Annotated in this window: 10 protein-coding genes and 1 tRNA gene; 5 read left to right on the top strand and 6 right to left on the bottom strand. The window is 69.5% G+C overall.

What is annotated here, in order from left to right; genetic code table 11:
• Positions 1 to 59 precede the first annotated feature (59 nt).
• The 5 genes from AB6A66_RS07525 to pdxH form a co-directional block, all read right to left on the bottom strand.
• Positions 60 to 3734, bottom strand: coding sequence for a vitamin B12-dependent ribonucleotide reductase (locus tag AB6A66_RS07525; RefSeq protein ID WP_371055409.1), 3675 nt, complete (start codon positions 3732 to 3734; stop codon positions 60 to 62).
• 446 nt (positions 3735 to 4180) lie between these two features.
• Positions 4181 to 4257 (bottom strand) — tRNA-Pro (locus tag AB6A66_RS07520).
• Between the two features lie 41 nt (positions 4258 to 4298).
• The gene (locus AB6A66_RS07515) at positions 4299 to 4775 is read right to left on the bottom strand and encodes a DUF192 domain-containing protein (RefSeq protein WP_371055408.1); all 477 of its coding nucleotides are present in this window, start codon (positions 4773 to 4775) and stop codon (positions 4299 to 4301) included.
• Positions 4745 to 5278 (bottom strand): cold-shock protein, encoded by a 534-nt coding sequence (locus AB6A66_RS07510; protein ID WP_371038372.1) that lies wholly within the window; start codon positions 5276 to 5278, stop codon positions 4745 to 4747. Before AB6A66_RS07510 ends, AB6A66_RS07515 begins: the two co-directional genes overlap by 31 nt.
• A gap of 135 nt (positions 5279 to 5413) precedes the next feature.
• Positions 5414 to 6019, bottom strand: coding sequence for a pyridoxamine 5'-phosphate oxidase (gene pdxH, locus AB6A66_RS07505; protein WP_371038371.1), 606 nt, complete (start codon positions 6017 to 6019; stop codon positions 5414 to 5416).
• A 109-nt stretch (positions 6020 to 6128) separates the two neighbouring features.
• Between pdxH and fabI the strand changes: the two genes are divergently transcribed.
• Genes fabI through trpE form a run of 5 tightly spaced genes read left to right on the top strand, consistent with a single transcriptional unit; the run spans position 6129 to position 12060 of the window.
• The gene (gene fabI / locus AB6A66_RS07500; protein ID WP_371055407.1) at positions 6129 to 6935 is read left to right on the top strand and encodes an enoyl-ACP reductase FabI; all 807 of its coding nucleotides are present in this window, start codon (positions 6129 to 6131) and stop codon (positions 6933 to 6935) included.
• Positions 6936 to 6939: 4 nt separating this feature from the next.
• Positions 6940 to 7440, top strand: a complete 501-nt coding sequence (gene gpt / locus AB6A66_RS07495; protein WP_371038369.1) for a xanthine phosphoribosyltransferase — start codon at positions 6940 to 6942, stop codon at positions 7438 to 7440.
• An 18-nt stretch (positions 7441 to 7458) separates the two neighbouring features.
• Complete coding sequence (locus tag AB6A66_RS07490; protein WP_371055406.1) at positions 7459 to 8658, top strand: aminotransferase; 1200 nt, start codon at positions 7459 to 7461, stop codon at positions 8656 to 8658.
• 32 nt (positions 8659 to 8690) lie between these two features.
• Positions 8691 to 10538 carry a peptidyl-prolyl cis-trans isomerase gene (locus AB6A66_RS07485; protein ID WP_371055405.1) on the top strand — a complete coding sequence of 616 codons (1848 nt, stop codon included), beginning with the start codon at positions 8691 to 8693 and terminating at the stop codon, positions 10536 to 10538.
• Between the two features lie 10 nt (positions 10539 to 10548).
• The gene (gene trpE, locus AB6A66_RS07480) at positions 10549 to 12060 is read left to right on the top strand and encodes an anthranilate synthase component I (protein WP_371055404.1); all 1512 of its coding nucleotides are present in this window, start codon (positions 10549 to 10551) and stop codon (positions 12058 to 12060) included.
• Between the two features lie 129 nt (positions 12061 to 12189).
• Here trpE and AB6A66_RS07475 read toward each other — a convergent pair.
• On the bottom strand, positions 12190 to 13201 hold a 1012-nt coding region (locus tag AB6A66_RS07475), incomplete at its 5' end, for a divergent polysaccharide deacetylase family protein (protein ID WP_371055403.1).

Genomic DNA, 13201 nt, shown 5'->3' with positions numbered 1-13201 from the left:
CGCCTGAACGCCGGCCGGGACGGGCACCGCCGCGCCCCGGAAACCCGCTGTCGCGGGTATCAGCTGCACCCGGAGGTCGCCCCGCAGGTGTTGCATTTCATGCAGGTGCCGTTGCGCACCAGCGTGTAGTTGCCGCATTCGCCGCACGCCTCGCCCTCGTAGCCCTGCATCCGCGCGCGGGTGGCGGCGTCGAGGGGAGCGGCGGTTTCCATCATCGCCGTCGCCGCCATCACCGTGGCGCTGGTGCGGGTCGTCTCAGGCGCGAGGGTCTGCAGCGGGGCCGCCGCGTCGTCGGGCCGGGCGAAGCCCCGGGCCGAGGGCTGGCCGCCCTGCAGCACCACCAGTTCCTGCGGCAGGCGCTTGCGGAGATAGCCGGTGGAGCTGATCTGCTTGAGCACCTCCAGCGACTTCGACGCCGTGCTTTCCGACAGTTCCCTGACGTTCGACACGCCTTCCTCCTCGCCGCGGCCGAGGTCGTCGAAGGTCGCGCCCTCCGGCTTGACGTGGGCGAGATCCGTCCGGTCGAGATAGCTCACGGCAAGCTCGCGGAAGATGTAGTCGAGGATCGAGGTCGCGTTCTTGATCGAGTCGTTGCCCTGCACCAGCCCGGCGGGCTCGAACTTGGTGAAGGTGAAGGCATCGACGAACTCCTCGAGCGGCACGCCGTATTGCAGGCCAACCGAGACCGCGATGGCGAAGTTGTTCATCATCGCGCGGAAGCCCGCGCCCTCCTTGTGCATGTCGATGAAGATCTCGCCAAGCTGGCCGTCCGCGTATTCGCCGGTGCGCAGATAGACCTTGTGGCCGCCCACTATGGCCTTCTGCGTGTAGCCCTTGCGACGTTCCGGCAGCTTGCTGCGCGCGGCGCGGGAGATCTCCTTGACCACGATCTTCTCGACCACCTTCTCGGCCAGCACCTGCGCCTTTTCCTGCGGCGTGCCGCTTTCCAGCACCTCGGCGGCCTCGTCGTCGTCCTCCACGAGCGCGGCGGCGAGCGGCTGCGACAGCTTGGAGCCGTCACGGTAGAGCGCGTTGGCCTTCACGCCGAGGCTCCAGGAAAGCTCGTAGGCTTTCTGGCAGTCCTCGATGGTGGCGTCGTTGGGCATGTTGATCGTCTTGGAGATCGCGCCCGAGACGAAGCTCTGCGCGGCCGCCATCATGTGAATGTGGCTCTTGACCGACAGGAACCGCTTGCCCCGCTTGCCGCAGGGGTTCGCGCAGTCGAAGATGGAAAGGTGCTCGTCCTTGAGGTAGGGCGCGCCCTCCAGCGTCATCGTTCCGCAGACGTGGTCGTTCGCGGCATCGATCTCGGCCTTGGTGAAGCCCAGGTGACGCAGCAGGTCGAAGGAGGGATCGTTGAGCTTCTCGGGCGCGATGCCCAGCCGCTCGCGGCAGAACTCCTCGCCCAGCGTCCACTGGTTGAAGACGAAGCGGATGTCGAAGGCCTGCCCGAGCGCCGCCTCCACGCGCGCCAGCGCCGCGTCGTCGAAACCCTTGGCGCGCAGCGTCGACACGTTGATCGCCGGCGCCTGACCGATGGAGCCGTGGCCGACGGCGTAGGCGACGATCTCCTCGATCTGGGCCGAACCATAGCCAAGCTTCTCGAGCGCGGCCGGCACCGAGCGGTTGATGATCTTGAAATAGCCGCCGCCCGCGAGCTTCTTGAACTTCACCAGCGCGAAGTCGGGCTCGATCCCGGTCGTGTCGCAATCCATCACCAGCCCGATCGTGCCGGTGGGCGCGATGACGGTGGCCTGCGCGTTGCGGTAGCCGTGCTTCTGGCCGAGCGCGAGCGCCTCGTCCCAGGCCGCCATGGCGAGCTCCACCAGCCGCGCGTCGGGGCAGTTCGCATGGTCGAGCGGCACCGGCTTCACCGCGAGATCTTCGTAGCCGTGGCCGTTTCCGTGGGCCGCGTTGCGGTGGTTTCGGATGACGCGGAGCATGTGCGCGCGGTTGCGCTCGTAGCCAGCGAAGGGGCCGACCTCGCTCGCGATCTCGGCGGAGGTGGCATAGGCCACGCCCGTCATGATCGCGCTGAGCGCGCCGCAGAGCGCGCGGCCCTCGTCCGAATCGTAGCCGTAGCCCATCTGCATGAGCAGCCCGCCGATATTGGCGTAGCCCAGCCCGAGCGTCCGGAACTCGTAGGAGAGCTGCGCGATCTCCTTCGACGGGAACTGCGCCATCAGCACGCTGATCTCGAGCGTGAGGGTCCAGAGCCGGGAGGCGTGGATGTAGTCGTCCGCCTGGAACACGCCGTCCTCGAGGAAGCTCAGCAGGTTCATCGAGGCCAGGTTGCAGGCGGTGTCGTCGAGGAACATGTATTCCGAGCACGGGTTCGAGCCGCGGATCGGCCCGTCCTCGGGGCAGGTGTGCCAGGCGTTCACGGTGTCGTGGAACTGGATGCCGGGATCGGCGCAGGCCCAGGCGGCGTGGCCTATCTGCTCCCAGAGCTCGCGCGCCTTGACGGTCTTCGCCACCTCGCCGTCGGTGCGGCGGTAGAGTTCCCAGTCGGCGTCGTCGCGCACCGCCTGCAGGAAGGCGTCGGTCACGCGCACCGAGTTGTTGGAATTCTGGCCGGAGACGCTGGCATAGGCCTCGCTGTCCCAGTCGGTGTCATAGGTCGGAAACTCGATCGAGGTGTAGCCCTGCCGCGCGTAGTCGAGCACACGCTTCACGTAGGTTTCCGGGATCTGGCCCTTCTTGGCCGCGCGGATCGCGGTTTTCAGCGACGCGTTCTTCGCCGGGTCCACCGCGTCCTCGACGGCGCCGTCCCAGGCGCCGATCGCCGCGAAGATGTCGTTGAGCCGCGCCTCGTGCATCTTCGAGCCGGCGACGATGGAGGCGACCTTCTGCTCCTCGATCACCTTCCAGTTGATGAACGCCTCGATGTCGGGGTGGTCGACGTCGCAGATCACCATCTTCGCCGCGCGGCGCGTGGTGCCGCCCGACTTGATCGCGCCCGCCGCGCGATCGCCGATCTTCAGAAAGCCCATGAGGCCCGAGGACTTGCCGCCGCCCGAGAGCTTCTCGCCCTCGCCGCGCAGCTGGCTGAAATTCGTGCCGGTACCCGAGCCGTACTTGAAGAGCCGCGCCTCGCGCACCCACAGATCCATGATGCCGCCCTCGTTCACGAGGTCGTCGGCCACCGACTGGATGAAGCAGGCATGCGGCTGCGGGCGCTCGTAGGCCGACTTCGCCTTGGTGAGCTTGCCGGTCCTGTAATCCACGTAGTGATGGCCCTGGCTGGGGCCGTCGATGCCGTAGGCCCAGTGCAGGCCGGTGTTGAACCACTGCGGAGAGTTGGGCGCGGCGCGCTGGGTCGCCAGCATGTGGCGCATCTCGTCGTAGTAGGCGCGCGCGTCTTCCTCGGTCGTGAAGTAGCCGCCCTTCCAGCCCCAATACGCCCAGGCGCCCGCCAGCCGGTCGAAGACCTGCCGCGCGCGCGTCTCGCCGCCGAATCCGTCATTGTCGTCCGCCGGCACCGAACGCCACAGGAATTCCGGCACGTCCTTTTCGCGCACCTTCTTCAGCTTGTTGGGCACGCCCGCCTTACGAAAATATTTCTGCGCGATCACGTCCGAGGCGACCTGGCTCCAGGAGGCCGGAACCTCCACCTCGTCGAGCCGGAACACGACGGTGCCGTCGGGGTTGCGAATCTCGGAGGCCGTGGTGACGAAGTCGAGCCCGGTATACGCGTCCTGTCCTGCCTTCGTGAATTTTCTGTCGATCTTCATGTGCCCGCAATCCCCGTGTCGGTCGTTCCATTTCCGGACGGCGGCGCCATCCGGCCGGGCCGCCGCCTGTTGGCCGCCCTGCTCTGTCCGGGGATCCGTCGGACCCCCGGCCGCGCGCCCGGCGGACGCGCCCATGCTTTTGTCTAGCGTTTCTGTCCCTGCGCGCCGGCACTACATCTTGTGGTGGCTCAGAGCGCCCACACAAACTGGCGTAATTGGGCGGTGACCGTCAACGGAATTTTTAACGTTGCGCGCGGCTTTTTGGCCTTGACCCGCGCGTTTTTCCGTAGCCCGCCCTGCCCCGCTCCGGAGTCGCTGCCAGCAAAACGGACGCTACGTCAGCCCGTTACGCGCGCAACCTCGATACCGGCGCGGTCCGAGGCTGCGCGGGGCGCGTTTCGTGCAGTGTTGCGGAGGGGCCGCAGAAGTCTGGGGAAAGGCCTTCGTGGTCGGGGCGGCGAGATTCGAACTCACGACCTTCTGTACCCAAAACAGACGCGCTACCAGGCTGCGCTACGCCCCGACTGGCGCTTCAATACCCGCGAGCGGGCCGGGTGAAAAGCCCTACTCGCAGGGCCAGGCGGCGTCGTCTCCGAAGGCGGGGTGGCGCATCTCGGTGCCGGGTGCGATTCCCATCGCCTCGGCCTTGCCGCCATTGATCTCGAGCACCGCGAAGATCTCGCGCCCGCCGGGAATCGGGGTGCGGTCGCCCGGCACGGCATTCGAATGAACGCGGCGGACCGTGCCGCTGACGTCGGCGAAGATCATGTCGAGCGGGATGAGCGTGTTCTCCATCCAGAACGCCACCGGCTGCGGACGCTCGTAGACGAAGAGCATCCCCGCGGTTTCGGGCAGGCTTTCGCGGAACATCAGGCCCTGCGCGCGCTCCTCGGGGTCGTCGGCGACCTCGACGGTGAACCGTGCCTCGCCCCAGTCGCCGCGCAGCCATACGGCGTCCTCGCGGCACGCGCCCGCGGACGCGGTGCCGCCCGCGACGGCCAGGGCGAGCGTCAGCGCTTTTCCGAGAGCGCGGCTTCCCATGCCAGCACCTCCGTCGCCATGAAGCCGCGCTTGCCTTCGATCACGCGCACCGCCAGCGCCTCTCCGGGCTGCAGATCGGCAAGCCCGGAGCGCCGCAGGACCTCGATATGAACGAAGACGTCCTCGCTCCGGCCGAAGACGTTGGCGAAGCCGAAGCCCTTGGCCGTGTCGAACCATTTCACGCGGGCGGGCTCGAGGGGCGCGGCGCGCAACTCCTCGGGGTCGTAGCCCTCGAAATCCGCGAGGGTCGCGGGACCGGTGCCTTCGGGCGGCTTTATGTCGAGCACCGCGACCGCCTGCATCCCGCGCGCGGTCTGCTGCGCCGTGATCTCGACCTGCGCCCCATCGGCGATCGAACTCTGCCCGAAGTTCCGCAAGACATTGGCATGAAGCAGGATGTCGGGGCCGCCCTCTTCAGCAACCACGAACCCGAAACCCTTCGCAGGGTCGAACCACTTCACATGGCCCCGCAAGCGGCGCGGCTCTTCGATGGAGTCCGTCACTCCGCATCCAATCAATTTCATCCCCATGGCAAGTGTTGCGCCAAAGCGGCGTGCGATTGCAAGTTAATTAAGGCGCAACGTTTCAACCGCTTACCAGCGTGCCGAATGCGGCGACACCCGTCGCGTCGGGTCAATTCAGGGGTTGAGCCGGGCAATGTCCCACGCCGCGTCGGCGCCCGCGCGGCGCCAGCGGAAGCGGTCATGCAACCGAAAGGCGCCGTCGGCCCAGAACTCGATCTCGAGAGGCGTGATGCGGAATCCGCCCCAATGCGGCGGCCGCGCGGGCGCGGTGCCGCTGCGCGCCGCCACGCGGGCCACCTCCGCCATGAGCGCCGCGCGGCTTTCGAGCGGCTCGGACTGGCGCGAGGCCCATGCGCCGAGCCGGCTCTTGATCGAGCGGGAGGCGAAATAGGCGTCGGCCTTGGGCCCGTCCTCGCGGCTGACCGTGCCGCGCACGCGGATCTGCCGGCGCAGGCTTTTCCAGTGGATGACGAAGGCCGCCTTGCCCGCCGCGGCGATCTCGCGGCCCTTGGCGCTGTCGTAGTTGGTGTAGAAGACGAAGGCGTCGGCCTCGATCTCCTTGAGCAGCACCATGCGCACGTTGGGCAGGCCCGCCTCGTCCACCGTCGCGAGCGCGATGGCGTTGGGATCGTTGATCTCCTGCGCCTCGGCCTCGGCCAGCCAGGCCCGCGCGATGGCGAAGGGATCGTCGCCCTCGAAGATGCCGGTTCGGTCGCTCATCGCCTTCTCCTTCCTCGCGCCGTACAGGGGCGCTGTCCGGGCCGCACTTGATGCCCCCAAGTCGATCGCCTAAAGGACGGCGAGGCGCGGGACAGGCAGGAGACAGCCCATGACGAATACCCTGATGGCGGGCAAGCGCGGACTAATCATGGGGCTGGCGAATGACAAGTCCATCGCGTGGGGCGTCGCGCGCGCCTGCGCCGGCGCCGGGGCGGAGCTTGCCTTCTCCTACCAGGGCGAAGCACTCAAGAAGCGCGTGGGCCCGCTGGCCGCCCAGCTCGGCAGCGACATCGTGCTGCCTTGTGACGTGGGCGACGAGGCCTCCATCGACGCGCTCTTCGCCGAGCTGAAGGAGCGCTGGGACCGCCTCGATTTCATCGTTCACGCCATCGGCTTTTCCGACAAGGGCGAACTGCGCGGCCGCTACGTGGACACGAGCCGCGAGAACTTCGCCACGACCATGGACATCTCGGTCTATTCCTTCACCGCGGTCGTTGCCCGCGCGGAAAAGATGATGAGCGAAGGCGGCTCCTGCCTCACGCTGACCTATTACGGCGCCGAGCGCGTGATGCCGCATTACAACGTCATGGGGGTGGCCAAGGCCGGGCTCGAGGCGAGCGTGCGCTATCTCGCCGAGGATCTGGGCAAGGACGGCATCCGCGTGAACGCGATCAGCGCCGGCCCGATCAAGACGCTTGCGGCCTCCGGCATCGGCGATTTCCGCTACATCATGAAGTGGAACGAGTACAATTCGCCCCTGCGCCGCAACGTGACGCTGGAGGATGTCGGCAAGTCGGCGCTCTACCTGCTGTCGGATCTCGGCTCCGGCGTGACCGGGGAGGTGCATCACGTGGACGCGGGCTACCACGTCGTCGGCATGAAGGCCGTGGACGCGCCGGACATCACCAAGGGCTGAGGCAATGGACAGACTTCCCCACGAAAAGGGCTTCCACGTCAGCTGGGATCAGCTTCACCGCGACGCCCGGGCGCTGGCCTGGCGGCTCGACGGGCACGGACCCGGCGACGGCGGCTGGCGGATGGTGGTGGCGATCACGCGGGGCGGCATGGCGCCGGCGATGATCGTCGCGCGGGAGCTCGACATCCGCACGGTCGACACGATCAGCGTGAAATCCTACAACCACCAGGAGCGCACCGAACCCCGCATCATCAAGGCGCCCAACATGGACCTTGTGGGCGACGGCACGGGCGTGCTGATCGTGGACGATCTCGTGGACACGGGCCGCACCCTAGAGGTGGTGCGCGCGACGATGCCCAATGCGCATGTCGCCACCGTCTACGCCAAGCCGATGGGCCGCGGCCAGGTGGACACCTTCATCACCGAGGTGAGCCAGGACACCTGGATCTTCTTTCCCTGGGACATGGCGCTCCAGTATGTCGAACCCTATCGCGGCACGGACTGATCCCGTGGCGGCCGCAGCATGACCAGCCGCACCGCCGCCACCTTCGCGCCCCCGGTGATGGAGGCGCGGCGCTGGCTCGAGGGGGCAGAGATGCCCCCGGGCCGGCCGCTTCTGAACGTGAGCCAGGCCGCGCCCGTCGATCCCCCGCCGGAGGCGCTCCGCGCCGAGATGGCACGGCTCGTCCAGGAAGAGCCGGAGGTGCATCTCTACGGCCCCGTGCTCGGCCACCCTGAGCTGCGCGCCGAGATCGCGCGGCGCTGGGGCGCGGGGTATGGCGGGCAGATCGCGGCCGAGCAGGTGGCGATCACCGCCGGCTGCAACCAGGCCTTCTGCGCCGCGATCGCGGCGCTTGCCGGCGAGGGGGACGAGGTGATCCTTCCGACCCCGTGGTATTTCAACCACAAGATGTGGCTCGACATGGCCGGCGTCGCCGCGGTGCCGCTGCCGACGGGTGCCGGGCTGCTGCCGGATCCCGAGCGCGCCGCCGCGCTTGTCACGCCGCGCACCCGCGCCATCGTGCTGGTGACGCCCAACAACCCCGGCGGCGTGGAATACCCTCCCGAACTCGTCATGGAGTTCTACGCGCTCGCGCGGTCGCGCGGCCTCGTGCTCATCCTCGACGAAACCTACCGGGATTTCGACGCGCGCACCGGTCCGCCGCACGCGCTTTTCACCGACCCGGACTGGCCGGAAGCCTTCGTCCACCTCTACTCGTTCTCCAAGGCCTACCGCCTCACCGGGCATCGCACCGGCGCACTCGTCGCGTCGCGCACGATCCTCGCCGAGGCGGAGAAGTTCCTCGACACCGTGGCGATCTGCGCGCCCCAGCTTGGCCAGCGCGCGGCGCTCTGGGGGATGCGGAACCTCGCGCAGTGGCTCGCGGGCGAGCGGGCCGAGATCCTCGACCGCCGTGCGGCGATCGGCGACGGCATGGCCCGGCTCGAGGACCGGGGCTGGCGGCTGCACGGCGTGGGCGCCTATTTCGCCTGGCTCGAACACCCGTTCGAGATGCCCTCGGACGCGCTCGCCCCCGCGCTGGTGCGCGAGGCGGGCGTCCTCGCCCTGCCCGGGACGATGTTCACGCCGGCCGACGACGCCTCCGGCGCCCGCGCGCTCCGCATCGCCTACGCCAACGTCGACCGGGCCGGCATCGACGCGCTCTTCGAGCGGCTGGCGGCGCTTCCGTTCCCGCTTGCGAGCGCGCCGGGCGGCCACTAGACAACCCGAGCCAGGTTCCGAAGGGAGACGTCATGTCCGCGCGCGCCAGCATCTCGAAAACCCTCGTCTGGATCCTTCTGGGGCTTCTCATCATCGGCCTCGCGGGGTTCGGCGCCACGAACCTGTCGGGCACGATCCGCACCGTGGGCACCGTGGGCGACAAGCCGATCTCGGTCGATGCGTATGCCCGCGCGCTGCAGGACGAGCTGCGCGCGATCAGCGCCGAGACGGGCCGCGCCGTCACCTTCCAGGAGGCGCGTGCCGCGGGGCTCGACCAGCAGGTGCTGGCGCGGCTGATCACCACCGCCGCGCTCGACCACGAGACCGCGCGGCTCGGTATCTCGGTGGGCGATGCGACGCTCGCCGGCCAGCTTCGCGAAATCCCCGCCTTCCAGGGCCCCGACGGGACGTTCGACCGCGAAGCCTACCGCGTCAGGCTGGACAGTGTGGGCCTGACGGAGGCCGAATTCGAGGAAGATCTGCGCGAGGAGACCGCGCGCACGCTGGTGCAGGGCGCGGTGCTTGCCGGCACCCCCGCCCCCGACGCGCTGAGCGATCGTCTTCTGGGCTATCTGGGCGAGCGCCGGGATTTCACCTGGGCGACCCTGGCCCCAGAAGACCTCGAAACCCCGCTGCCCGAGCCCACCGAGAGCGATCTTCGCGCCTACTACGAGGCCAACATCGACGCGTTCACGGCGCCCGAGACGCGGGCCATCACCTACGCGTGGCTCACGCCCGAGATGATCCTCGACACGGTGCAGGTGGACGAGGCGGCGCTGCGCGAGCTTTACGAGGAGCGCTCCGAGCAGTTCAACCAGCCCGAACGGCGGCTGGTGGAGCGTCTGGTCTTCGCCGAAGAGACCGCCGCCGCGGAGGCGATGGCGCGGCTCGAGGCGGGAGAGACCGATTTCGACGCGCTCGTCGAGGAGCGCGGCCTGACGCTGTCGGACGTGGATCTCGGCGATGTGTCGCGCGACGAGCTCGACGCGGCGGCGGGCGCGGTCTTCGACGCCGGCACCGGCGACGTGGTGGGCCCCGCCCCCTCCCCCCTCGGCCCCGCGCTCTACCGCGTCAACGCCATCCTGAACGCGCAGGAGACGAGCTTCGAGGAGGCGCGTGAGCTTCTCCGCGAGGAACTGGCGATGTCGCGCGCGCGGCGCGTGGTCGAGAACCAGGCCGAGGGGATGGACGACCTGCTCGCCGGCGGCGCCACGCTCGAGGATCTGGCCGCCGAGACGGAGATGCGTCTCGGGCAGATCGACTGGCACCCGGGCGTCGAGGACGGGATCGCCGCCTACGAGGACTTCCGCACCGCCGCCTCGCGCGTCGGAGAGGACGACTACCCGGCGGTGGAGACCTTGGGCGACGGCGGGATCTTCGCCCTGCGCCTCGACGACACGCTGCCGCCCGCGCCGCGCCCCTTCGACGAGGTCGAAGAGCAGGTGCGCGCCGGATGGGAGCGTGCCCGCGCGCTCGAGGCGCTCGCCGCCGAGGCCGAGGAGATCGCGTCCGCGCTCCGCGAGGGGCGGCGCTTCGCGGCCATGGGCCTGCGCGACGCCACCGTGACCGAGGGCGCCACGCGGTCGGGCTTCGTGCCGGACGCGCCGGAGCGTCTGCTCGAGACCGTGTTCGAGATGGAGACCGGCGAGGTTCGCGTGATCGAGGGCGACGGGCGCGTCGTCATCGCCCGGCTCGACGCCGCGACGCCGCCGGACCGCGACGACCCCGCCACCGCCGAGCTTGCCGAGGCGATCGAGCGGCAGGTCTCCGGCGGGATCGCGCAGGACCTGTTCGAGGCCTATCTCCGTGAGATCCGCGCCCGTGCCGGCGTGCAACTCGACCAGGCCGCGATCAACGCCGTTCACGCCCAGTTCCAGTAAGGTTGGCCCGATGAGCATCACTCCGGATTTCGCCGCGTTCGAAACGGGATACGAGGCGGGGCTCAACCAGCTTGTCTGGATCCGGCTCGCGGCCGACCTGGATACGCCCGTCTCGCTGATGCTGAAGCTCGCCGGCCCGTCGCGCGACGCGTTCATGCTCGAATCCGTGACCGGCGGCGAGGTGCGCGGGCGCTATTCGATCATCGGCATGAAGCCCGATCTCGTCTGGGAGTGCCGCGGGACGGAAAGCCGGATCAACCGCACCGCGCGCTTCGACCCCGATGCCTTCGAGGTGGAGGCTGGCGACCCTCTGGCGAACCTGCGCGCGCTCATCGCCGAAAGCCGGATCGACATGCCCGACGACCTGCCCCGCGCGGCGGCAGGGCTCTTCGGCTATCTGGGCTACGACATGATCCGCCTTGTCGAACGGCTGCCCATGGTGAACCCCGATCCGCTGGGCGTGCCCGACGCGGTGCTGCTACGCCCGTCGGTGGTGGCCGTGCTCGACGGGGTAAAGGGCGAGGTCACGGTGGTGGCGCCCGCCTGGGCGGCATCGGGCCTTTCGGCGCGGGCGGCCTATGCGCAGGCCGCCGAACGCGTGATGGACGCGGTCCGCGACCTCGAGCGCGCGCTGCCGCAGGCGAGCCGGGAGATGGGCGACGCGGGCGTGATCGCGGAGCCGGTGTCGAACTTCTCCAAGAGCGACTATCTCGCCGCGGTCGAGACGGCGAAGGACTACATCCGCGCCGGCGACATCTTCCAGGTGGTTCCCTCCCAGCGCTGGACCCAGGAGTTCCCGCTGCCGCCCTTCGCCCTCTACCGCTCGCTGCGGCGCACCAACCCCTCGCCCTTCATGTTCTACTTCGACTTTGGCGATTTCCAGGTCGTGGGGGCGAGCCCGGAAATCCTCGTGCGGGTCTTCGACCGCGAGGTGACGATCCGGCCCGTCGCCGGCACCCGCCCGCGCGGCGCGACGCCCGAGGAGGACCGCGCGCTGGCCGAAGAGCTTCTGGCCGACGAGAAGGAGCGCGCCGAGCACCTGATGCTTCTCGATCTGGGCCGCAACGACGTGGGGCGGGTGGCGAAGATCGGCACCGTGCGCCCCACCGAGCAGTACACGATCGAGCGCTATTCCCACGTCATGCATATCGTCTCGAACGTGGTGGGCGAGCTTTCGGAAGATCAGGACGCGCTTTCGGCGCTCCTTGCCGGGCTGCCGGCGGGCACGGTCTCGGGCGCGCCGAAAGTGCGCGCGATGGAGATCATCGACGAGCTCGAGCCGGAAAAGCGCGGCCTTTACGCAGGCGGCGTGGGCTATTTCTCGGCCGGCGGCGACATGGATATGTGCATCGCGCTGCGCACCGCGGTCGTGAAGGACGGCAAGCTCTACATCCAGGCCGGCGGCGGGGTCGTGCATGACAGCGACCCCGAGGCCGAATGGCAGGAGACGGTGAACAAGAGCCGCGCCATCCGCAGGGCGGCCGAGGACGCCGCGCGGTTCACCGGATCCGGAAACGCCTGAAGCCGGGCGCTGCCAAGGGCCTTCGAAGGCCCTTGCGCGCCATCCCGAACGTGGTCTCGACGGCGATGCCGGATGCACGGGCGGGGCGAGCATCGGCCCGTCTTTGTCTGGGCCCGACGAGGCGCCAGGCTACTCGGCGTCCTGTCCGCGCATCAGCACCTTCGACACCGGCACGAGCGTCACGTTGCGCTCCCGATCCTGAAGCCCCCAGAGCAGGAGCGCGCTGATCGTTTCCGCGCGCAGCCGTCCCAGCATGACCGAGGCGCCCTCGGTGCGTGCCCGGAACGCCGCCTGATCGAGGTTGCGGCGGATCGCGTTGCTGTCTTCGCCCTCGGCGTCGATCTCCCGGAAGATCGTGACCGTGGGCACGCCCGCCCTCGCCGCGAGCGCCGCGCCGGTGTCGAGCCCTTGCGAGTGCAGGACCAGCCCGTGGCCGGTATCGGCGAGAATGGCGCCGATCTGCTCGGACAGGGCGCGGCTGCCTTGTAGCGTACCCACCTCGGCCTCGAGGACGGCCACCGCTTCGGGCACCGCGCGCGCCCATGCCTGCATCGCGACTTCGGCGTCACGGGGGCCCGCGCTGTCGGGCAGCGCGCCGAGCACCGCGACCTCGATCCCCTGCGCGCGATAGCCCCGCATCGCCGCCTCCGCCCCCTCCCAGTCGGGATCGACGGCCACCGTCAGGGGAAAGGGGAAGCCCGCGAGCGCCTCCGGGCCGAACGGGCCCGGGCCGTCGTCGAGCAGAACGATCGCCATGAGCGGCGCGCCGGCGGGCGCGTCGGACGGGACGGCGAAGCGCTCGAGCGGCGCGCGCGGGGCGGGTGCCGTTTCCGTCTCCGTCTCGCGCGCATCCGCGCCGGGCAACCGGTTGATTCGCACCTCGGGCGCAAGGTTTCCGATCGTGCCCGCCTGCCGGCCGAGCCCGGCGCGACCGTCTTCGGCCGCCGTCTCTTCGTCCGTCGGCAAGGCGGGTGCCTCCGGGCCATCCGGAGCGGCGAAATCGCTGTCGCTCGCGGGGGCGTCGGGTGCGACCGGATCGGACGTCTCGGCGGGCGGCGCGGGCCGGGACGGTGCCGCCTCGGGGGCGCGCGGCGCCTCGCCGTCGGTGGCCGGCGCGGCGAGGTCGGGCGCGGGCGCGGCC

Source organism: Rhodosalinus sp. K401 (assembly GCF_041365735.1).
Classification (GTDB): domain Bacteria; phylum Pseudomonadota; class Alphaproteobacteria; order Rhodobacterales; family Rhodobacteraceae; genus Rhodosalinus.
This window is presented reverse-complemented; position numbering and strand designations above follow the sequence as displayed.